This is a genomic window from Peiella sedimenti (genome assembly GCF_030504955.1).
Lineage (GTDB): Bacteria > Pseudomonadota > Alphaproteobacteria > Caulobacterales > Caulobacteraceae > Brevundimonas > Brevundimonas sedimenti.
Genome location: NZ_JAUKTR010000002.1, coordinates 63,066 through 84,277 on the forward strand (window position 1 = coordinate 63,066; position 21,212 = coordinate 84,277).

Consider the following 21,212-nt stretch of genomic DNA (forward strand, 5'->3'; position numbering starts at 1 on the left):
GGGGAAGGCGGGCAATAAATCTGGCCGCTTACCGCCAGGTTGCCCACAAGATGTTGGGTCTAGACGTCCACCTCGGCGTCGAGCGCATTCTCCTGGATGAACTCGCGGCGCGGCTCGACCACATCGCCCATCAGCTTGGAGAACAGGTCGTCGGCGTCGTCGGCGTGCTCGACCCGCACCTTCAGCAGAGTGCGCGCCTCCTTATCGAGGGTGGTCTCCCACAGCTGCTCGGCGTTCATTTCACCGAGGCCCTTGTAGCGCTGGATCGACAGGCCCTTGCGCCCGGCGTCCAGCACCGCGGCCACCAGATCCAGGGGGCCGCGCACGGTGGTCGAACGCTCCTTGCGCCGGAACACGGCCGGGTTGGGGAAGGCCTCGGCCAGCACGGCGGCCTTCTCGGCCAGCTTGCGGGCATCGAGGCTGCGGATCAGCTGCTCCTCCAGCACGATGCGTTCGGACACCGCCCGACGCAGACGCGAGAACACCACCGAGCCCTGGAGACCCGGCTCGGCGCTCCAGCTTCCGTCCCCCTCCTCGTTGTAGAGGTCCAGACGGCGGCCCGCGGCGGCCAGGTCGGCGTCTTCGCCGAACAGTCCCGCAAGGGCGGCCTGCTCGATGGCGAAGGCCGGCGCGCGCAGGGACAGCCGGTCGATGTGAGCCTTGGCGGTCTTGGCCTCGCGGACCAGGGATTCGAGGTCCCGGCCGGTCAGGCGCTCGCCCGTCGACAGGTCCAGCTCGGCGCCCTCGACGCCCTCCTCCACGAGGAAGGCCTCCATCTCGGAGTCGTCCTTCAGATAGCGCGACGCCTTGCCCTTGGAGACGCGATAGAGCGGCGGCTGGGCGATGTAGAGGTGCCCCGCGGCGATCACCTCGGGCATCTGGCGATAGAAGAAGGTCAGCAGGAGCGTGCGGATGTGGGCGCCGTCCACGTCGGCGTCCGTCATGATGATGATCTTGTGGTAGCGCAGCTTGGCCAGGTCGAACTCATCCCGGCCAATCCCCGCGCCCAGCGCCATGATCAGGGTGCCGATCTGTTCGGAGCCCAGCATCTTGTCGAAGCGCGCCCGCTCCACGTTCAGCACCTTGCCGCGCAGGGGCAGGACCGCCTGGTTCTCGCGGTTGCGTCCCTGTTTGGCCGAGCCGCCGGCCGAGTCGCCCTCGACGATAAAAAGTTCGGACTTGGCCGGGTCGCGTTCCTGGCAGTCGGCCAGCTTGCCGGGCAATGAGGTGATGTCGAGCGCCGACTTGCGTCGGGTCAGGTCACGGGCCTTGCGCGCCGCCTCGCGGGCGGCGGCGGCCTCGACGATCTTGCCGACAATCTGGCGCGCCTCGTTGGGATGCTCCTCGAACCACTGGGACAGGCCTTCCTGCACCAGGCCCTCCACGGCAGGGCGGGCCTCGGACGAAACCAGCTTGTCCTTGGTCTGCGAGCTGAACTTGGGATCTGGCAGCTTGACCGACAGCACGCAGGTCAGGCCCTCGCGCGCGTCCTCGCCCGAGACGGAGACCTTCTCCTTCTTGGCCAGGCCCGAGCTTTCGATATAGCCGCCGACCACGCGCGTCAGCGCGGCGCGGAAGGCCGACAGGTGCGTGCCCCCATCCCGCTGCGGGATGTTGTTGGTGAAGCACAGCATGGTCTCGTGGTAGCTGTCGTTCCACCACAGGGCCAGGTCGACCTCGATGTTGTCCTTGCGGCCACGGATGGACAGCGGCTCCTTCAGGAGCGGATGCTTGGACTTGTCCAGATGCCGCACGAAGGCCTCGACGCCGCCCTCGTAGTGCATGAACTCTTCGAAGGGCTCGGCCTCGCGCAGATCGGCGAAGCGGATGGTCACGCCCGAGTTCAGAAAGGCCAGCTCGCGCAGGCGGTGCTCCAGCGTCTTCCGGTCGAAATCGATGAAGGCGAAGGTGTCCTTGGAGGGATAGAAGGTGACGCGGGTGCCGGTGGCCGGCTGGCGTTCGCCGCCCCGCTCCACGACGGGCGCGTCGCCCGTGACCTTCAGCGGACTGACGGCGTCGCCGCGCTCGAAGCGCATGCGGTGCGATTTGCCGTTGCGATGGATTTCCAACTCCAGCCAGTCGGACAGGGCGTTGACCACCGAGACGCCCACGCCGTGCAGGCCGCCCGAGACCTTGTAGCTGTTCTGATCGAACTTACCGCCCGCGTGCAGCTGGGTCATGATGACCTCGGCCGCCGAGACGCCCTCGCCCTCGTGGATGTCGGTGGGGATGCCGCGGCCGTTGTCGGTGACGGTGGCCGAGCCGTCGGCGTTGAGGATCACTTCCACCAGGTCGGCGTGACCCGCCAAGGCCTCGTCGATGGCGTTGTCCACCACCTCATAGACCATGTGGTGCAGGCCTGAGCCGTCATCGGTGTCGCCGATGTACATCCCGGGCCGCTTGCGCACGGCGTCCAGACCTTTGAGCACCTTGATGGATTCGGCGCCGTACTCGGGTGAAGGCGTGGTCTCGTCGGTCATGCAATCTGTTCGGAAACGCCCCGGCGGCGGGGCCTTTGGAAGGGGTTCGGACGGCGGCGAATCCCGCGCGTCAGAGTGCCTCTAGATATAGAGAGTCGGCAGTGAGAAAGCCACCGCGTAGGGCGATGCGACCCTAGGGGCCTGAGCCTGGCCGCGCCTGGGGCGAACTGGACGCCGGACCGGACGCCGGACCGGACGCCGGGCCGTCCGAGGCCTGCGCGCGGGCCAGGTCCCGCTCCCGACGCAACAGGTGGCGAATGTACTCGCTGCTGGTGCCGAAATCGCCCGACGCCACCTGCTCATCGACGAAGGCGCGCAGGGCGTCCGGCAGGGAGATGTTCATCGTGGCCATACGCTCGAGGGTGGCCGAAATAACAATAAATGACAAGAATGAACCGAGTTCAGTCGACGGTGAAGCCGCCGCCGCTGACCTGAACGAAGCGGGCGCGCCCTTCCAGCGGCGTGAACAGCACGCGTTCGGTGCCGGTCAGAAAGGCTTGCAGACCAAGGGCTTCGATCTCATCGAACAGGGCGGCGCGGCGCCGCTCGTCCAGGTGCGCCGGAGCCTCGTCCAGCAACAGGATGGGCCGGGCCGGGCTATCCGCCAGCCGCGCCACCTGGCCCAGGATCAGATTTAGAACGAGCGCTTTCTGCTCGCCGGACGAACCTTCGGCGGCGGGGCGGTTCTTCTCGCGGTGCAGGGCGCTCAGATCCGTACGGTGTGGGCCGAAAAGCGAGCGCCCGGCCCCGGCGTCCCGGGACCGCGAGGCCTTCATGCCGGCGCGGATAGCCGCGGCGATGGCCGCTTCCCCCTCCCCTCGCCCGGCCATGGCCTCGGCCTCGCCCGAGAGGCTGAGGTCGGCTTGGGGAAAGGGCCGGTCGCCACGCGCATCGATCTCGGCCTGCAAAGCCTCCAGCGCCGCCACGCGCCCCTCGGCGGCCCGCGCGCCCGCCTCGCCCAGACGCTGCTCCAGCGCGTCCAGCCAGATGGGGTCGGCGGGCTCCTCGCCGGTGAGCAGGCGCAGCCGCTCGCGCAGGGCTTTCTCATAGGCGGCCACGTGGGCCGCGTGGGCCGGGTCCACGGCGAAGACCAGGCGGTCGAAGAAGCGCATGCGCTCGGCGCGGCTGTCGCTGAACAGCCGGTCGTGCTCGGGCGTCGCCCAAACGGGCCGCAGATGCTCGAGCATACGACCCGGCGGGGCCGGCTGTTCATCGATGCGCACGACCCGGCGCGAGGCGCCCGACCCTTGCACGCCCGTGCCGATGCGGACCTCGCCTTCAAGCGTCTCCAGCAGGGTTGAGACGGCCCAGGGCCGCCCCTGCGCCTCGCCGGGCTCCCGGCGTCCCAAGTCGGCGGACGAAGCGCCGCGCAGTCCCTTACCGGGCGTCAGAAGGCTGAGCGCCTCCAGCACATTGGTCTTGCCCGCCCCGTTGGGCCCGAACAGGACCGTCGCGCCGGGGCCAGGCTCCAGCCGCGCGGCCGCATAGGAGCGGAAGTCGGTGAGGGTTAGGGACGTGATCACAGCTGCGCCAGTGGTGAGTGGCGAGTGGGTGCGGTCCGCGACGCCCACTCGCCACTCACCACTGACCACTTGTCACTCAGCCTCACACCCTCAGCGGCATCAGCACGTACTGCACGCCCGGATCGCTGGGATCGAGGACCAGGGTCGGGCTGGCCGGATCAGCGAAGCGGAACTGGGCCTGCTCACCCTCGATCTGGCCGGCCACGTCCAGCAGGTAGCGGGCGTTGAAGCCGATCTCGAAGGGCGCCTCGTCGTAATCGATCTCGACCTCCTCGACGCCCTGGCCCGCTTCCATGTTGCGCACGGTCAGGGTCACGCGTCCGGCGTCGAAGGCCAGCTTCACCGAGCGCGACTTCTCGGCCGAGATGGTCGAGACGCGGTCCACGGCCGAGGCGAAGACCCGGTTGTCGATGCCGGCGATCTTGTCGTTGCCGCGCGGAATGACACGGGCATAGTCGGGGAAGGCGCCGTCGATCACCTTGGACGTCAGCGAGGCGCGGCCGAATTCGAAGCGCACCTTCTGGGCGGAGACCTGGATCTCGACCGGGCCCGAGCCGTCGTCGAGCAGGCGGCGCACCTGGTCCACCGTCTTGCGCGGTACGATGACGCCGGGACCGCCCGCCGAGCCTTCGGGCGCGGGCGTCTCGGCCAGGGCCAGACGGTGACCATCGGTGGCCACGGCGCGCAGCAGCAGCTGACCCTCTTCGGCGATGGTGTGCAGGTAAAGGCCGTTCAGGTAGTAGCGCGTCTCTTCGGTGGAGATGGCGAACCGGGTCTTGTCGATCAGCCGCGCCAGATCCTCCTTCATCAGGGTGAAGCGCACCCCGCCGGAATCGGCCGTCATGACCGGGAAGTCGCCCGAGGGCAGCACCGGCAGATTGAATCGGGAGCGGCCCGCCGCCACCGTCAGGCGCGGATCGGTCCCGTCATAGGTCAGCTCCACATCGGCGCCTTCAGGCAGCTTGCGCACGATCTCGTAGAGGGTGTGGGCGGGGGCCGTGATCTGGCCCTCGGTGGTGACCTGGGCCTCGGCCTCGTCGACCATCTCCATGTCCAGGTCGGTGGCCGAGAAGCTGACGCTGTCGCGCCCCGCGCTCAGCAGCACATTGGACAGGATCGGGATGGTGTTGCGCCGTTCGACGACGCTTTGCACGTGGCCCAGGGCCTTCAGAAGCGCCGCGCGCTCGATGGTCAGTTGCATGCCTTCGCCCCGAAGGCCGGGCGACTCACGCCCGGCGAAATCGTCTGAGGGCTTGGCACACTAGCGTAAACCACTGGCGGGAAAAGCCCCTACAAGGCCTCCATGGCCGCGAAGTCCACAATCAGGGGCGCAACCCCGATTTCGGCGAGGAAAGCGCGGAAGCCCGCCTGAGCGACGCCGGTCGTGGCCGTATTGGTCAGGGGATGGAAATTGACGCGGTCCGCCTCGGCCAGCACGCGATCCAGGACGAAGGTCACGCGCCGCTCCTGATCGTTGGCCAGGGCGAAGGCCGTGACCGAGCCGGGCGTCACGCCCAGCGTCTCCTCCAATAGCTCGGCCGAGCCGAAGGACAGGCGGTCCGAGCCGATCACGGGCGGCAGGCGCTTGAGGTCTATGACGGTGCTCTGCTCCGCCGAGATCAGCCACAGCCGGCCCTTCTTGTCCTTGAGAAACAGGTTCTTGGTGTGGGCGCCCGGCAGGCTCGCCTTGATCTCCTCCCCCTCCCCCACGCGGAAAACGGCGGGATGATCATGCGTCACGGCCTGGGCGCCGACGCGCTCCAGCAGGGCCAGCAGTCGGTCGCGATTATAGGGGGTTGAAGCCATGGTCAGGCGCTTTACGGCACGGCGTCTTGGCCGCTAGGAATCGCTCCTCTGCTTAGCCGCTGGGCCGCCTGTTATGGAACTGGAATGCTTTCCGATGATCCCCCGACCGCCGGACATGGTTCCGGGTCGGCCGGATCGCGCCTGGATGGATCATTTCGCGGGCCGGCATCCCTATAAGTGCCTGCCGCTGACCATGGCCAACACGACAGGATGGGAGATCCTGTCGCCGTTCTCGTTCACCGCAGACTGGAATGGGGGCAAGGCGCGCGAGGACATCACCCTGACGCCGGACAAGCCCAGCGCCGACTTCCGCGACTTCGCCCAGTCGCATTTCTCCGGCGGCGTGCTGACCTTGCACCCAGGCTATCTGTTCCGCACGCGACCGGGCTGGTCCATGTGGTGCATGGGGCCGCCCAATCACGTGAAAGATGGCATCCAGCCCTTGATGGGGTTGGTCGAGACGGACTGGCTTCCCTTCCCTTTCACGATGAATTGGATCTTCACGCGGCCGGGCCGGGTCCGCTTCGAGAAGGGGGAACCCTTCTGCTTCATCACCCTGGTTCAGGATCAGCAATTGGATCAGGTGCAGCCCCGGCTGAAGATGCTGGACTCCGATCCGGTCATGAAGGGCCAGTTCGAGGCCTGGAACCGCCAGCGCACGGACTTCAATTCACGCCTGTTCAAGCGCGATCCGGCGGCCGTGAAGGAGGCCTGGCAGCGCTTCTACTTCAAGGGCGAGCTGCCCGAGGAGACCGGCCCGGCGCCCGCCGATCACGTCAACAGGCGCCGGCTGAAATCGCTGAAGGTCGGGCTTTAGTAGCGCGGGGGAGCGGGCGTACCCGGACGCATCACGCGCGGGCCGAGGTTTTGAATCACCTCGCGGGCGTCGAAGGCGTCACGCTCGCCCGGCGGCCGGGGGCCGCGGTGCATGGTGATCTCGGCCTGGGCCTCGTAGCGGGTGACGGCGCGCACGTCGTCATGCCAGCGCGGCCCCCACGGGCTCCAGTACCCGCGCGAATAGAACCGCCACGAAGGACCCCAGAAGGGCCCGTAATGGCTGCGGTACCAGGCGTCGATGGTGTCGACGTACCGCGTGTCACGCGCCGTCATGCGGTTGTCGGTCTCGAACCAGTCGTAGCCGCGCTCCAGCGTCAGCTCCGCGGCGCGGTACAGCAGGTACATCTCCACCGTTTCGCGCGAGGTGACTGAGTTGCCTGAGAAGGCCACTCGGGCGCGATCGGCCTGGATGAACTGTTCGGAGTAGCCGCCGCGCTGGCCGCCGTAACCGGCGGGCGCGTAGGCGGTGGGGGTGGCGCAGGCCGCCAGGGCGGTGGCGGCGACGGCGCATATGGCCGTGAGGCGGAGCGGGGTCATGGGTGGATCCTCCAGGAGCCGTGTCACCTAGACATGGTTTCTGGATCAACACGGTCAAGGCTGCCGACGTTCCAACGTCGGGTCAGCGGCGCAGCAGGATCAGGGCGGCGGCGGTCAGCAGCAGCAGCCCCACCGCCAGGTTGAAGACGCGTGCAAAGCGCGGATCGTTCATGCGCCGCGCCAGGCCGGCGCCGAACAGCGCGTAGGCGCTCATGGCCAGGACATCCATGCCGATGGTGGCGCAGGCGAACAGGGCCAGCTGGGGCGCCAGAGGCCGATTGAGGTCGAGGAAGGGCGGGAGCACGGCCGTGAAGAACAGCACCGCCTTGGGGTTGGCGGCCTGAACCATGAAACCATCGAGGAAGGCGCCTCGGGGGCGACGGACGCGGGCGTCCAGTTGGGGCGCCTCGCCCTTGCTTGAGCGAGCCAGCGCCTTCAGCCCCAGCCAGGCGACATAAAGGCCGCCGAGGATGGCGATAACTCTGAAGACATGAGGGAATGCGGCGATGACGGCGGCCAGCCCCAGGGCGGCGGCGGCGAACCAGCACAGGGTCGCCAAGTTCATGCCGAGCACGCCGATCAGCGCCGGGCCGCCCCCCCGCTGGATTCCCGTGGCCACGGCGAAGACATTGGCCGGGCCGGGCGTGACGGCCATGACGGCCATGACGCCCAGAAAGGTAAGGTAAAGGTGCGGATCGACGGGGAGGGCCATGGCGGGGCTCTAGCCGCCGCCGCAGGACCGGTCGAGCCCCGCACAAAAGGAAAGAGCGGCGGGTTTTCCCGCCGCTCTCCTTAGTCGATTTGCTGTCTCGCTTCGGTCCGGACTTAGAACCGGGCCGAGAGGCGGAAGAAGGCGCGGCGACCGATGTAGCCGTCCATGTAGCCGTTCAGCGCGGCGGTGCCGACGCGGAAGCAACAGCTGGTGCTCGGGGCCGGCTCGTCAAACACGTTGCTCACGCCCACCTGAGCGCTCCAGTCGCCGAAGTTACGGCGCAGAGACATCGTGTGGTAGGTCGAGAACTCGTTGTGGAACTTGCCGATGTAGAGGCCGCCCGAGATCGTGTTGTAACGCGGCGTGGAGAACAGATCACAGCCACCCTGCGTGTACCCGTAGAGCTCGCAGTCCGAGCCCTTGCCGATGATGTTGACGCCCCAGAAGGCCGTCCAGTCACCGCGGTCGAAGCGCAGGTTCAGGTTACCCGTGAAGTCAGGGCCGTCGTAGCTGTAGGTCGTGCCGTTGAAGTCCTGGACCGGAGAGTCCGGGAACAGCTGCGAGACGTCCTGAAGCTGCCAGGTGAACTGACCGTCGAAGGTCAGGTCGCCGAAGCCGAACTCGTGGCCGTAGCGGAACGTCAGGTCGATGCCGCGGTTCTGCTGATCCGCGATGTTCACGAACGAGTTCTGGATCTGCAGGATCTGGAACGCCGAGCCGCCAGGAGCCGGCACGCCAGGGGTTTGACCGCGAGTGAACAGGGTGCAGAGCGGGTCGGTCGGGAAGTCCGGCGACGCATAGCACTGACGCACGATCTGCGGACCGCCGATCTGGGTGATCTCGTTGCTGATCTGGATGTCGAAGTAGTCGACCGCCACGTTCAGGTCGATGAACGACGGCGTCCAGATGACGCCGATCGTGTGGGCGTCGCCGGTCTCGGCCTCCAGCACGCCCGCGCCGCCGCCGGCGACGATGAGCGCCGACGAGGTGCCTAGCGCCTGATAGCCGGCGGGGATGCCTGCCGCGGCGCAGTTCTGCTGGACGTTCTGGTTGGTGTCCTGTTCCCACTGAACGCAGGGGTCCACCGTGAGCTGGCCCAGGAAGCTGGTCTGGTTGGCCAGGTACAGTTCGTACAGCGCCGGGGCGCGGAACGAGGTGCCCCGCGTGGCGCGGATACGCCAGGACGGGTTGATCTGCCAGTTGATGCCCACCTTGTAGGTGTTGGTCGAGCCGTACGATTCATAGTCCGAGTAGCGGCCCGAGATGTTGGCCGTCAGGGAGTCGATGAAGCGGACGTCGCGGATCAGCGGCACTTCGAACTCGGCGAAGGCTTCGCGGACGGTGTCCGAGCCCTCGGTAATGCCGGCCGAGCTGAAGCCCCACAGGTTGGCGTTGCGGGTGTTGAAGCCCGGCGTGTCGTTGATCTCTTCCTTGCGCCACTGGAAGCCGACGGCGGCGCCGACCGGGCCCGCGGGCAGGTTGAACAGATCACCGTTGAAGACGGCTTCGACGTACTGGTGCGTGTAGACCGTGTTGTTCGCTTCACGGAAGAACAGGAAGTCACGCTCGGCGTCCGAGAAGCGGCCCTGGACAACTTCAGAATCCGTCCAGCGCACACCGCCCGGCAGGTCGGCGCAGTTGCCGCCCGAGATGGTGATCGCCGCCTGGTTACAGGCCAGAGCGCCGGTCGTGGCCGCGACGCGGTCGTTGTAGATGGAGTTCTGACCGTAGTCGCCGTCCGACCGCGCCCACTGACCGTAGACGTCGTAGCCCCAGTTGTTGAAGAAGCCGAGCGAGAAGTCGCCGCGGACGCCGACAACGGCGCGGGTGTAGTCGATGGACTGATACGAGTCGCTGGGCAGCGGGATGATCGGCAGCAGCGACACGAACGGGAGGCCGTTGTCAGGCCGGCGGTTGTTCGGGTTGGCCGGGTTCACGCCCGGGAAGAACTGGCGCGAGCCGTGCTGAGACGAACGACGCTTGTTCCAGAGCAGCTCGGCGTAGAGCTCGGCGTTCGGGGCCAGGTCGAAGTTGAAATTCGAGAAGACCGTGGTGCGAGCCAGCTGGCCCAGCAGGGTGGCGCGGCCATAGTAGTCAATCGGGCCTTCACCGTTCGAGCCGTACTGGTAGTTGCCGTGAGCATACGTGTCGGGGAAGCCGGCGCGGCCCTGACGGATCATTCCGACCACGGGCGAGTTGTTGCCCTGGGCGACGCTGGCGTAGGTGCGGCCGGCGATCGGGTAGAACAGGTCCATCGAACCGGTGCCGGCGTTGGCGCGCAGCACGCCCGCGAACAGACCGAAGCACTTGTACTCGCCGGTGAAGGGATCGATCAGGTCGATGCGCTGCGACGGGTCGCTCGGATCAAAGGCGTAGTCGGCGGCGCAGGACAGCTGGTCGCGCTGGCCGCGCAGCAGGGGCTCCTGGGCGAAGTAGTCGAAGCCGACGGCGAAGTTGCCGCGGTCGAAGGTCGTGCCCCAGGTGCCGCTGACGCGGTACTGCTCGCCGCCCGTCTCCATCGGCAGACCGGCGAAGATGTCGAAGCTGAAGCCGTCCAGGTCGCGGCGCGTGATGTAGTTGATGACGCCGGCGATGGCGTCCGAGCCGTAAACCGACGAGGCCGAGTCGTTCAGGATTTCGACCCGCTCGATCATCGACTGGGGAAGGGTGTTCAGGTCGAACGCCTGCACGCGGCCGCTGGTGCCGGCCGGGCCGGCGCGCTTGCCGTTGACCAGCGACAGGGTGCGGTTGGCGCCCAGGCCGCGCAGCGAGACCGACGAGGTGCCGCCGCCGCCCTGGGTGACGAAGCCCGTCAGGGTGTTGTTGGTCTGGAACGAACCGGAGGCGACCGACGACTGCTGCAGCAGCTCGGCGGTGTCGACGATGCCCTCCAGGGTCGCCTGCTCCGAGGTGATCACGGTGACCGGCGCGGCCGAGTTGAACTCGTTGCGGCGGATGCGCGAACCGGTGACGGTAATGGCTTCGACCTCGGTGGCCTCGTCCTCGTCCTCTTCGTCATCCTGGTTGGCGGTCTGGGGCTGCGTTTGCGCCATGGCCGACACCGGCGCGCCGGCGACGGCGGCCAGGGTGACGACGGCGGCGCCGCCCAGCAGCAGCTTCTTGAAATCTCGCATTACGCTTAGCTCCCCTCGGATCAGGTGCGATCGGTTGTGGCAGGAACCTGACGACCTTGTTACAGGCCCCAGCCCCCAAAAAATCGGTCCGCCCCGCTGGTGCAGGGAAGGCGATTTGACCGGAACCTGTCGGCAAGGCCCGGCTTGCTCAACACAAAACAGCTAAATTGTTTGCATGTCCACACACACGCGCCACGATCGTGGCGGGTGCGACATGGACGCAACACACGGATGTCGCATTTGCGGCATTGCATTCGCCTAGGCGGCGACTTCACCGGTGATGGTGATCGCATCGGCCAGCGCACGGTCTATTGCGTCGACGAGGCCCCTGCCCGACTCGGTCAGGTAGAGCGTGCGGCCCCGGCCATCGGCGGGATTGCGGCGCACTTCGATCCACCCGCGCGCGGGGGGCAGGCTGAGCGGGTCATCGCCGTCCGCCAGGGCGCGGGTCGTGCGCGAGGCCGTCGAATCGCTGAGGCCGCACACTTGGGCCACCTCTCGCATATTGAGGCCCTCGTTCTCGGCGACATAGAGGAAGACGAGCGCCTCGGTGAGAGACAGGCCCGGGGCCTCAGCGCGCAACAGTTCAAGCGTCTGCAGGCAGCTGTTGCGGCGGCGCCGGCGGACCTTGTGGCGCTGCATCAATCGTACTCAGCCATCCGGCCGGTGTAATGGGAGGGACGCTCCGGAGCCGGCCGCCCGGCGGGCTGGGGGCCGCGATCACGCCGCTCCCGGAATTGGAGCGTGGCGTCCGGGTAGGTCTTGGAGACCGTCTCCATGAGCGCCTCGACCCGACGCTGATGTTCGGCGGCCCCCACATAGTCGCTGACGTTGATGTCGATCGTGATCTGGGCGCGCAGCTTCATCGCGGCTCCCCTCGCGGCTGTCCGTGGGGAGCCTAAACTGTTTGCCACAATGGCGCCAATATCCCGACATTCTGGCAGGGAACCGCCCTGCGCCACGACGGTTGCCCTCGCTGAACCTCAGGAGGACCTCCATGCCGCACCAGAACACCTCATCGCCCAAGGCCGTCGCCCAGAACGCGGCGACGCCGTCCGGCGCGCCGAACGACCGCGCTGTCGAGCAGAACGAGGCCGTTCATCCCGAGCCGAGCAGCTATGCCGCGCGGGACGTGGGCGATTCCACCCTGGCCGCGCCGGCGGCGGGAGAAATGGCCGACTATGCGGACGAAGGGGAGCCGTTGGACGGAGAAGCCGTGCACCAGGGGCGGACCCACACCTTTCGTCCTGACCGAACCGAAGCCGCGCGGCCCCAAGGGCCGAAGACGCGCGCCGCCAACCGCCGCATCGTCAAGGGAAATGACGCCGGCTAGCGCGGCCCTTGCGGCAACCTCGGACCTGGGCTGAGAGTTAGCTCCGCCATGGGCGCACAGGGCGAGCTGGACACCTACCGCAAGAAGCGGGACTTCAAGGCGACGCCAGAGCCTGCCGGCAGGAAGGGCGCGCCACGCAAGTCGGGCCTGCGCTATCTGATCCAGCGTCACGCTGCGACGCGTCTGCACTACGATTTCCGCATCGAACACGATGGGGTGCTGAAGTCCTGGGCCGTGACCAAGGCGCCGTCCCGTGATCCGTCGGTGAAGCGCTTGGCGGTTGAGGTTGAGGATCATCCCCTCGACTACGGCGGTTTCGAAGGGACCATTCCCAGCGGCAACTACGGCGCCGGCACGGTGCAGATGTGGGACGAAGGCGTCTGGGAGCCGCGAGACGGCCAGGACGTCGGCGAGGCCCTGGAGAAGGGCTCGCTGAAAATGGTCCTGCATGGCGAGCGACTGAGCGGCGGCTGGGCGCTGGTCCGGCTGAAGGCGGATCGCGGCAAGCCGTCGAAGCGGAACAATTGGCTACTCATCAAGGAGCGCGACGCCGAGGCGGTGGACGGCGAGGGCGACGCCAATATGGAGATCGACGCGTCGGTCACGACGGGCCGCACCCTGGCCGAGATCGCCGAAGGCAGGAAGACCTGGAAATCCTCCAAGGGCACGACGCGCAAGGCGCCGGCCAAGCCCAAGCCGACGCAAGGTCAGACACAGGGGGCCTCGAAGCCCTCGGCCTTCCTGCCCATCCAGCTGTGCAAGCTGGCGGACCATCCGCCCTCCGGAGCGGGCTGGGCGCACGAGATCAAGTTCGACGGCTATCGCATCCAGATCGCCGTCGGCGGCGGGCGAGCCATACTGCGCACCCGCAAGGGGCTCGACTGGTCCGACAAGTTTCCCGAACTGGCGGCCGAGGCCGCCAAATGGCCCGACGGGGTGATCGACGGAGAGCTTTGCGCCCTCGACGAGACCTCGGCGCCCGATTTCTCCGCCTTGCAGGCCGCGATTGCCGACGGACGCACGGGCGAGCTCATCTTCTTCGCCTTCGACCTCTTGAGCGAGGGCCAGGAGGATCTGCGCAAGAAGCCGCTTTCCCACCGCAAGGCGCGATTGCAGGCCTATGTGGATCACGTCGGCAAGGCCGGACCGCGCCTGCGCTACGTCGATCACTTCGCAGTGCCGGGCGAGGCGGTGCTGCGAAGCGCCTGCCGGATGGACCTCGAAGGGGTCATCTCCAAGCGCCTGGACGCCGCCTATCAGGGGGGGCGTTCGACCAGCTGGGTCAAGTCCAAGTGCCGGGGGCGCGACGAGGTGATCATCGGCGGCTGGTCCTCGGAAGGCGGCGCGCGGCTGCGGTCCCTGCTGGTCGGCGTGCGCGAGAAGGATGGCCTGAGGTATCTGGGCAGGATCGGCACCGGATTCGGCGCGCTGGCGGCGAAGACGCTGGTTCCGGCTCTGAAAGGCGCTGCGACGGAGAAGAGCCCCTTCAGCGGCAAGGGGGCGCCGCGCGGCGGCCGCGACATCCACTGGGTGAAGCCCATCCTGGTCGCCGAGGTGGAGCATGGCGGCTACACCGACACGGGATCCCTGCGCCAGGCGGCCTTCAAGGGTCTGCGCGACGACAAGCCGGCGGAGGACGTGACGGACCGTCCCCAGGCGCCCTCGTCCGCCACCAGCGCAGAGCCGGCCGGCAAGAAGGGCAAGGTCATCATCCAGGCCGTGACCCTGTCCAATCCGGACAAGCCTCTCTGGCCCGCTGAAGGCGCTCAGCCCGCGATCACCAAGGCGGACCTCGCCCGTTACATGGAGCAGGCGGCGCCGCGCCTCTTGCCGCACGTGGCTGACCGGCCCGTCTCCATCATCCGCGCGCCCGAGGGCATCGAGGGTGAACGCTTCTTCCAGCGCCACCCCATGACGGGTTCGTCACCCCGGCTGAAACTGATCGATGTGAAGGAACGCAAACCCTACATCGCTGTCACCGACGTGGGGGGGTTGGTCGCCATCGCCCAGTCCGGCGGGCTGGAGCTGCACCCTTGGGGTTGCAAGCCGGGCGATCCTGACACGCCCGAACAGGTCACTATGGACCTCGACCCGGACGAAGGGCTGGATTTCAACGACGTCATCGCGGCGGCCCACGATGTGCGCGATCAAGTGGAGGCGCTAGGGCTGGCCGCCTTCGTCAAGACCACCGGCGGCAAGGGGCTGCACGTGGTGATCCCGATCAAGGCCGACAAGAAGAGCGCCGTCACCTGGGAGGCGTGCAAGGCCTTCGCCAAGGCTTTGGCCGAGAAGACGCGCAAGGACGCGCCCGATCGTTACACGACGACGCTGTCGAAGAAGGCGCGGGGCGGAAAGATCTTCGTCGACTATCTGCGCAACGGCCGCATGGCCACGGCGGTCGCGCCCTGGTCGCCGCGCGCCAGGCCGGGGGCGACCATCGCCTTTCCGCTGGATTGGAAGCAGGTGAAGCCCGGATTGGACCCTAAGGCCTACACCATCCTCACCGCTCCGGACCTTTTGAAGAAGCCCGACCCCTGGGCGGACTTCCGCAAGGCCGAAAAGCCCCTGCGCTCTGCGATGAAGAAGCTGGGGCTGTAGACCTCAGTCGGCGACCGGCACCTCAAGACCATACTTGAGGCGACGCGTGATGAAGGCCGTTTGGGTGCGCTTCACGCGCGGATCCGCGGCCAGGTGCGTGCGCATGAAGCGCTCATAATCGTCCAGGTCGCGCGCACTGATCATCAGGACGAGGTCCGCGCCGCCCGCCACCACGTAGCACTGCATGACTTCGGGCTGGTCGCTGAGGGCCTCGCCCAGCGTCTGGTGATTGTCGCCGCCGCCCGATTCGAGCGTCACTTCGACCACCGCGAGAATGCCGCGGCCTACCGCCGAAGGCTGCACGATGGCGGTCATGCGTTCGATGGGCCCGCTCTCGCGCAGGCGGCGTAGGCGCCGTTGCACGGCGGAAGCCGAAAGGCCCACCTCGGCGCCCAGGTCTTCCGCTGTGCGGCGAGCATTGCCTTGGACCAGCCGCAGCAGACGCCGGTCAAGCCGATCCAGGTCCATGGGCGGCGTGCGTGAGTCCGTCATCGACACTCCTCTTTGCGCAGGAACGCGGCGTGCACGTCAGCCAATACGCCCGATTACCGCGTCTTAGCCAATGTAATATTCGCCAAGGCGATTACAGGGGCAAGCCAGCTCTTGCTAAATGTATGGAAGTTAATGATCCAGGTTACGGTCCTGTAACAATGTCGCCAGTCTTTATTGGCGGCGCGCCACGCTCGGGCACCACCCTGTTGCGAGCCATGCTCGGCGCCCATCCTCACATTTTCTGCCCGCCCGAGTTCCGCACCACCGCAACGATCGCCCGGCTCTGGGAGGGCCTGGAACAGGCCTGCGGCGCCGATCTAAGGGGCGGCTACGGCCTGGACGGCCAAGACCTGCGCCGCGCTTTCGCCGACCTCCTGATCGAGCTCTTGACGCCCGCCTGGCGCGCCAGCGGCAAGGCGCGTCTGGCCGAGAAGACGCCAGCCAACGTGCTGGTCTTCCCAGCGCTCCTACGGCTCTTCCCAAGCTGTCGCCTCATCGAGGTCGTGCGCGACCCAAGGGACGTGGTCGCCTCCCGCTTTGTGGCGGACGCGCGAACGGAGCGCGGCCCTCGGGGGGCTCAGGCTCAGGCGATGATCTGGGCCGCCTCGGTGGAGGCCGGGGGACGGGCCCGCCGGGACGCTCCGGATCGGGTGCGCCGGATTCGATACGAACGGCTGGTGACCGCGCCGGAGACCGAAATGCGTGCGCTGCTCGCGTTCCTCGGCGAGGACTGGAGCCCCGCCGTCCTCGAGCACCACCGATCCCTGGGCGAGGAGCCAAAGGCCATCAACGAATGGAGCGCTGATCAGGTGCGCCGCCCGGTGAACACAGACTCCATCGGACGTTGGCGACAGGTTCTCACCAAGGCCGAGGCGGAGGCCGTGATGGAGATCGCCGGCGCCAAGGCCGGCCAATGGGACGAAGCGCTTGACGACGCCGCCTGAGCCGCAGCCCGCCCCATTGGTGACGGCGCCCATCTTTATCGGGGGCGCTCCGCGCTCAGGCCTTTTGTTGCTTCGGGCCATGCTCGACCGGCATCCGAACATCGCCTGTGGACCGGAACTGACCGCGCCCCTGGCGATCGCCCGGCAGTGGGCCGAGCTCACCCGCGAAATCGGGCCGACCCACGCGTTGACCTTCAGCCTGGAGCCCGAAACAGTCAGAGCCGCCTTCGCCCGCCCGGTGCTTGAGATGCTGGCCGGCCGGGCGCGGATGTCGGGAAAGCCACGGGCGGCGGTGAAGTTCTCGGCCAACGTGCTGGCCTTCCCCGAGCTGGCGCGCCTGCACCCTGACGCCCACCTGATCCATGTGGTGCGCGATGGACGGGACGTTGCGGCCAGCTGGCTGGGTCGCGACTGGCCAGGGCAGGACGGCCAGCCCCTGTCCTGGACTCAAGACCCTCTCGAGGCGGCGCGATACTGGACCGCGTTCGCCCTGGCGGGGCTGCAAGCCGCCAGGCACAGCGAGGCCGGGCCGCGCCTGACGCTGGTGCGCTACGAATCGCTGGTGCGCGCGCCGCACCGGACCCTGGCCGCGCTGATGCGGTCCCTGGGCGAACGGGTGCAGAGTGAGCAGTTGGCGTTCGACGGGCAGGCGCTGGACCTGCTGGGGCCAGAGAAGCTGGCGCCGCCGCCCCGGGGCCCGCTGCACGCCGAGCGCATCGGCATCCACCGGCGTCTGCCGCCCCGCGTGGTCGAGCAAATGACCGAAGTCATGGCCCCCGCCCTCCAGGCCTTCGGCTATCCGCTGGAGCGCGCGAGAGCGGCTTGACGTTGACGCGGCCTACTAGCGGGGCGCCAGGATCATGATCATCTGGCGGCCCTCCATGCGCGGCTCGTACTCGACCTTGGCCACCGGATCGAAGTCCTCCTTGACCTTCTGGAGGAGCTTCATGCCCAGCTCAGGGTGCGCCATCTCGCGGCCGCGGAAGCGCAGGGTCACCTTGACCTTGTCGCCCTCCTCGAAGAAGCGGCGCATGGCCTTGGCCTTCACCTCGTAGTCGTGGGTGTCGATGTTGGGCCGGAGCTTGATTTCCTTCAGCTCGACGACCTTCTGCCGTTTGCGCGCCTCGGCCTTCTTCTTCTGCTCCTGGAAACGGAACTTGCCGTAGTCGAGGATCTTGCAGACCGGCGGGTTGGCGTTTGGCACGATCTCCACAAGGTCCAGCCCGGCTTCCTCGGCGGCTTCGAGCGCGGCGGAGGTGGGCATCTCTCCCTGCTTCTCGCCGTTCTGGTCGATAAGAAGCACGCGGGGAACGCGGATGTCGTGATTGGTGCGCGGTCCGTCCTTGACGGGGGGCGCCTGCATGGGGCGGCGAATGGGCGTCGTCTCCGAAGTTGTTTCCAAAGTCCGCACGGAAGCGCGCAGCGCGGGGCCGCGTTCCGTCCGGTCCCCCTATATGACCGTCAAACCCTTGCCGATCAACCCGGCGGGAAGGCCGCGACCGCCTCGCGGGTGGCGCGCAGCACCTGTTCGACGGACAGGGCGTCCATCTGGCACTCCGTCTCGCTGACCGTCTGGGAGGTGCGGCCGAAGGTATAGACCTGGCCTTCCGCCCGGACTACGCGGGCCCTGTCGGACCAGGGGCCGTAGAGCCGCTCGTCCGTGGGGCCGAACAGGGCCAGGACCGGGGCGCCGCTGGCGGCCGCGAGGTGCATGAGTCCCGAGTCATTGCCCACGAAAAGGTCGCAAGCCTCCAGCACCGCCACCGTGTCCAGGAGGGGCCAGCCGGTCAAGTCGACGGCGCGGCCGGCCTCGATGGCCTGGGACAGACGCTGGTAAGCGGCTCCTTCGCCTGGCCCGCCCAGCACAGCGACGGTCCAGCCCTCCAGCGGGCCGCCAGATGCGCGGGCGGCCCTCAACCAGGCCTCGAAACGAGCGATCGGCCAGGTCTTGCCGACCCGGTTGGCGCTAGGCGACAGGGCCAGCAGCGGCCGGTCGCGCGGGATGACGGACAAGGCCTTGGCTCTCGTCGCCTCCGAGACATGGATGCGCGGCGACGGCGGATCGGACTCCAGACCCAGCAGGCCGGCGGCCTCGATGACCTTGTGGCGGGGCTCGCCGCCCTTCTCCCCCCTGCGGATCAGACGGCGGCGCGCGCGCAAGAAGGCCGATACGCCCGAGCCGCGCAGGTCGACCACAGCGTCCCAGCGCACGCCGACGGTCTCGCGCCACAGGCGGAACCAGTGGCCGGCCATCTTGGCCTTCTTCATCACGATGACGCGCTCGACGAAGGGCGTCTCGGCAAAGAGCGGGGCCGAGGCCGGACCCGCCGCCACGGTGAAGCGGGCCTTCGGCCAACGGCCATGCAGCGCCTCCATCACGCCCGAGGTCAGGATAGCGTCGCCGATGCGGGTGTTGGTGATGAACAGCACCCGGCGCACCGCCGGGTCGGCCGCCTCAGCCATGCTGCTTTTCTTCCACGATGGCCGATCCGGTCAGAAGGTTGATCTCGCGCTTCAAGGCGGCGCGCTCGTCGTTCTTCAGATAGACTTGTCTCGCCAGCTGGATGAAGCCGTCGTCGAAGCGCTGCTCGCGCTCGCAGCGCCGCTTGCCGTCCTCAATGTCCCACAGCTCGGCGTTGATGGCCTTCAGCCGCCCCTCAAGGGAACGCACGCCATCCGGCAGGTTCAGGCGCTCCGCCGTGGCCGTCAGCTGCTCCAGCTCGGTGCGGACGTTGGCGACCTTGGCCGGATCGGAGATGCGTTCGGCCTTGATCCGAAGAATGGTGATCTTGTCGATCAGCTCACCGACCGACACGGGAACCAGAACCTCCACGCTCACGCGCCTCCCGAGCTCGAAACGACGCGACCATAGACGCGGAAGGTGGCCTCGACCATGGCGTCCAGCGAATAGAGCCTTCGGGCCCGATCCGCCGCCCGCGCGCCCATCGCGGCGCGTCCCTCGGGTCCCAAATCGATCAGCCGGGCCATGGCGGCGGCCCAGGCGTCCGCATCGCCGGGCGCGGCCAGAAGACCGGTTTCGCCGTCGAGTATGGTGTCCATGGGCGCGCCGTGGGCGCTGGCGATGACGGGCCTCGCCATCAGCTGGGGCTCGACCGCCGTGCGGCCGAAGGCTTCCGGCTCGATGGAGGGCGCCGCCCCGATGTCGCAGGCCATCCAGGCCGCCGGCATGTCGGTCAGATGGCCGGCGAGGCGAACACGATCGGCCACGCCCCGCGCCTGGATCAGAGCCTCGAGCTCCTGGCGGTAGGCCGATCGGCCCTGGTCGTCGCCGGCCAGGATCACAAGGAAGTCGTCGCGTCCCAGGGCCTTCAGGCGGGCCGCGGCCTCGATCATCACCGTCTGGCCCTTCCAGCGCGTCAGCCGCGCCGCGCACAGGATGCGAGCGCGGTTATCGCCGGGCTCGATCCCCCAGCTCGCCAGGACCTGGTCCACCCGCGTCTGCGCGACGGCGCCAGGATCGAACAGCGACAGGTCCGAGCCCCGGTCCGCCACGGTCACCTTCGCCGGGTTGACGCGATGCTCTGCGATCAGATGGCGAGCGGTGTAGGCCGAGTTGGCGATGACCTGGACGCCGCGCGTCATCAGCCCGTTGTACCAGCGCTTCAGCGGCGAGCGGGCGTTGTAGACCCCGTGGTAGGTGGCGATCACCGGCACGCGGGCCAGGCGCCCGGCGATCAGGGCGCTGAGCATGGGCGCGCGCGAACGGGCATGGATGACGGTGACCGCCTCCTCGCGCGCCAACCTCGCCAGACGAAAGCCGTTGGAGAGGATGGTGAAGGGGTTCTTGGACGCGGCCTTCAGACGGACCAGGCGAGAGCCCTGCTGCTCAAGCGCCTCCTCCAGCCGCCCGCCTTCGCTGGCGACAAGCGAACGGCCGCCCGCCTGAACGACCGCGCGGCCGATATCGAGCGTGGTGCGCTCCACGCCCCCGGCGTCGAGGCGCGGAACCACTTGCAGCAGGGTGAAGTCGGAGGGCAGGTTCGGCACGACCCGCTGCTTAGTCCATGGAGCGCCGCCCCGCCATGCCCCCGACTCCTGGGCCCGAGACTCAAGGCCGCCTGACCCGTCCGGATGGCGAACACGTCGCCTGGAAGCGCGTGACCGGGGCTGGCCCGACGCTCATCTGGGTGGGCGGCTGGCGCTCGGACATGGAGGGGACCAAGGCCGTGCATCTGGCCGAGGCGGCGAAGAAACACGGCTGGGACTACCTGCGATTCGATCACTTCGCCCACGGCGAGTCGTCGGGCGAATGGACGGCGGCCGCCATCGGACGTTGGCGCGAGGACCTGATCGCCCTGATTGAGGCGGAGACGGGGGAGGCCGTGATCCTGATCGGCTCGTCCATGGGAGCCTGGATCAGCCTGCTGGCGGCCGTGGCCCTGCCCGATCGGGTGAAGGCGTTGCTGCTGATCGCGCCTGCGCCGGACTTCGCCCACGAGCTGATGTGGCCGAGGCTGGAGGACCACGTGCGTCAGGCCATCCTGCGCGAAGGTTTCGCCGGGATCGATGACGGGACGGGCCCCCACCGCCTGACCAGGGCCTTCTTCGAGGAGGCGCGCGCCTGGGCTCTGCTCGACGGGCCCATCGCCTTCGCCGGACCGGTGCGCATCCTGCAAGGCACGGCGGACGATCCGGTGCCATGGCGGCACGCCATGCGTCTGACCGAGGCCCTGACCTCTGACGACGTGGAGCTGACCCTGATCAAGGACGGCGATCACCGCCTGTCGGCGCCCCGCGATCTGGAGCGACTGACCGAAGCCGTCGCCGCGGTGCGCAAGAGGAGTATGGCCTGATC

General features: G+C 68.0%; 21 protein-coding genes. 6 read left to right on the forward strand and 15 right to left on the reverse strand.

Going from position 1 to position 21,212, the window contains the following annotated elements; genetic code table 11:
• Nucleotides 1-59: 59 nt before the first annotated feature.
• From gyrB to Q0812_RS05360, 5 genes are all read right to left on the reverse strand, one after another.
• A complete protein-coding gene (gyrB, locus tag Q0812_RS05340) occupies nucleotides 60-2,480 on the reverse strand; it encodes a DNA topoisomerase (ATP-hydrolyzing) subunit B (RefSeq protein WP_302109283.1) in 2,421 nt (806 codons plus the stop codon).
• Nucleotides 2,481-2,613: 133 nt separating this feature from the next.
• Nucleotides 2,614-2,823, reverse strand: coding sequence for a ribbon-helix-helix domain-containing protein (locus tag Q0812_RS05345; protein WP_302109284.1), 210 nt, complete (start codon nucleotides 2,821-2,823; stop codon nucleotides 2,614-2,616).
• Nucleotides 2,824-2,881: 58 nt separating this feature from the next.
• The gene (recF, locus tag Q0812_RS05350; RefSeq protein WP_425281551.1) at nucleotides 2,882-4,051 is read right to left on the reverse strand and encodes a DNA replication/repair protein RecF; all 1,170 of its coding nucleotides are present in this window, start codon (nucleotides 4,049-4,051) and stop codon (nucleotides 2,882-2,884) included.
• 34 nt (nucleotides 4,052-4,085) lie between these two features.
• Nucleotides 4,086-5,204: a DNA polymerase III subunit beta gene (dnaN, locus tag Q0812_RS05355; protein ID WP_302109285.1), complete on the reverse strand. Its 1,119-nt coding sequence runs from the start codon at nucleotides 5,202-5,204 to the stop codon at nucleotides 4,086-4,088.
• Nucleotides 5,205-5,293: 89 nt separating this feature from the next.
• The gene (locus tag Q0812_RS05360; protein ID WP_302109286.1) at nucleotides 5,294-5,809 is read right to left on the reverse strand and encodes a prolyl-tRNA synthetase associated domain-containing protein; all 516 of its coding nucleotides are present in this window, start codon (nucleotides 5,807-5,809) and stop codon (nucleotides 5,294-5,296) included.
• A gap of 73 nt (nucleotides 5,810-5,882) precedes the next feature.
• On the opposite strand from Q0812_RS05360, the gene Q0812_RS05365 reads away from it, so the two are divergent.
• Complete coding sequence (locus Q0812_RS05365; RefSeq protein WP_302109287.1) at nucleotides 5,883-6,626, forward strand: DUF6065 family protein; 744 nt, start codon at nucleotides 5,883-5,885, stop codon at nucleotides 6,624-6,626.
• Here the strand turns inward: Q0812_RS05365 and Q0812_RS05370 are convergent.
• From Q0812_RS05370 to Q0812_RS05390, 5 genes are all read right to left on the reverse strand, one after another.
• Nucleotides 6,623-7,183, reverse strand: a complete 561-nt coding sequence (locus Q0812_RS05370; protein WP_302109288.1) for a CC0125/CC1285 family lipoprotein — start codon at nucleotides 7,181-7,183, stop codon at nucleotides 6,623-6,625. The two genes, Q0812_RS05365 and Q0812_RS05370, sit on opposite strands and share 4 nt — an antisense overlap.
• An 82-nt stretch (nucleotides 7,184-7,265) precedes the next feature.
• The gene (locus Q0812_RS05375; protein WP_302109289.1) at nucleotides 7,266-7,895 is read right to left on the reverse strand and encodes a LysE family translocator; all 630 of its coding nucleotides are present in this window, start codon (nucleotides 7,893-7,895) and stop codon (nucleotides 7,266-7,268) included.
• A gap of 113 nt (nucleotides 7,896-8,008) precedes the next feature.
• Nucleotides 8,009-11,029 carry a TonB-dependent receptor plug domain-containing protein gene (locus Q0812_RS05380; RefSeq protein ID WP_302109290.1) on the reverse strand — a complete coding sequence of 1,007 codons (3,021 nt, stop codon included), beginning with the start codon at nucleotides 11,027-11,029 and terminating at the stop codon, nucleotides 8,009-8,011.
• A gap of 258 nt (nucleotides 11,030-11,287) precedes the next feature.
• Entirely contained in the window at nucleotides 11,288-11,671 is a 384-nt protein-coding gene (locus Q0812_RS05385; RefSeq protein ID WP_302109291.1) for a MarR family winged helix-turn-helix transcriptional regulator, read from the reverse strand.
• Nucleotides 11,671-11,895 (reverse strand): hypothetical protein, encoded by a 225-nt coding sequence (locus Q0812_RS05390; protein WP_302109292.1) that lies wholly within the window; start codon nucleotides 11,893-11,895, stop codon nucleotides 11,671-11,673. Before Q0812_RS05390 ends, Q0812_RS05385 begins: the two co-directional genes overlap by 1 nt.
• Nucleotides 11,896-12,026: 131 nt before the next feature.
• Between Q0812_RS05390 and Q0812_RS05395 the strand changes: the two genes are divergently transcribed.
• Together Q0812_RS05395 and ligD are read left to right on the forward strand one after the other, a co-directional pair.
• A complete protein-coding gene (locus tag Q0812_RS05395) occupies nucleotides 12,027-12,362 on the forward strand; it encodes a hypothetical protein (RefSeq protein ID WP_302109293.1) in 336 nt (111 codons plus the stop codon).
• A 48-nt stretch (nucleotides 12,363-12,410) separates the two neighbouring features.
• The gene (gene ligD, locus Q0812_RS05400; protein WP_302109294.1) at nucleotides 12,411-14,960 is read left to right on the forward strand and encodes a DNA ligase D; all 2,550 of its coding nucleotides are present in this window, start codon (nucleotides 12,411-12,413) and stop codon (nucleotides 14,958-14,960) included.
• Between the two features lie 3 nt (nucleotides 14,961-14,963).
• On the opposite strand, the gene Q0812_RS05405 is transcribed toward ligD, so the two are convergent.
• On the reverse strand, nucleotides 14,964-15,452 hold the full coding sequence (locus Q0812_RS05405) for an Lrp/AsnC family transcriptional regulator (RefSeq protein WP_302109295.1): 489 nt from the start codon (nucleotides 15,450-15,452) through the stop codon (nucleotides 14,964-14,966).
• A gap of 158 nt (nucleotides 15,453-15,610) precedes the next feature.
• Between Q0812_RS05405 and Q0812_RS05410 the strand changes: the two genes are divergently transcribed.
• The gene (locus Q0812_RS05410) at nucleotides 15,611-16,396 is read left to right on the forward strand and encodes a sulfotransferase family protein (RefSeq protein ID WP_302109296.1); all 786 of its coding nucleotides are present in this window, start codon (nucleotides 15,611-15,613) and stop codon (nucleotides 16,394-16,396) included.
• A 19-nt stretch (nucleotides 16,397-16,415) separates the two neighbouring features.
• Nucleotides 16,416-17,222, forward strand: coding sequence for a sulfotransferase family protein (locus tag Q0812_RS05415; protein ID WP_302109297.1), 807 nt, complete (start codon nucleotides 16,416-16,418; stop codon nucleotides 17,220-17,222).
• Nucleotides 17,223-17,237: 15 nt separating this feature from the next.
• Here the strand turns inward: Q0812_RS05415 and infC are convergent, their stop codons facing one another.
• The 4 genes from infC to Q0812_RS05435 form a co-directional block, all read right to left on the reverse strand.
• Entirely contained in the window at nucleotides 17,238-17,759 is a 522-nt protein-coding gene (gene infC, locus Q0812_RS05420) for a translation initiation factor IF-3 (protein WP_302109298.1), read from the reverse strand.
• 113 nt (nucleotides 17,760-17,872) lie between these two features.
• Nucleotides 17,873-18,859, reverse strand: coding sequence for a glycosyltransferase family 9 protein (locus Q0812_RS05425; protein ID WP_302109299.1), 987 nt, complete (start codon nucleotides 18,857-18,859; stop codon nucleotides 17,873-17,875).
• Nucleotides 18,852-19,229: a DUF6165 family protein gene (locus Q0812_RS05430; RefSeq protein WP_302109300.1), complete on the reverse strand. Its 378-nt coding sequence runs from the start codon at nucleotides 19,227-19,229 to the stop codon at nucleotides 18,852-18,854. The genes Q0812_RS05425 and Q0812_RS05430 overlap by 8 nt, the downstream gene beginning before the upstream one ends.
• A gap of 2 nt (nucleotides 19,230-19,231) precedes the next feature.
• The gene (locus Q0812_RS05435) at nucleotides 19,232-20,404 is read right to left on the reverse strand and encodes a glycosyltransferase (RefSeq protein WP_302109301.1); all 1,173 of its coding nucleotides are present in this window, start codon (nucleotides 20,402-20,404) and stop codon (nucleotides 19,232-19,234) included.
• Between the two features lie 35 nt (nucleotides 20,405-20,439).
• Between Q0812_RS05435 and Q0812_RS05440 the strand changes: the two genes are divergently transcribed.
• Complete coding sequence (locus tag Q0812_RS05440; RefSeq protein ID WP_302109302.1) at nucleotides 20,440-21,210, forward strand: alpha/beta hydrolase; 771 nt, start codon at nucleotides 20,440-20,442, stop codon at nucleotides 21,208-21,210.
• Nucleotides 21,211-21,212 lie beyond the last annotated feature (2 nt).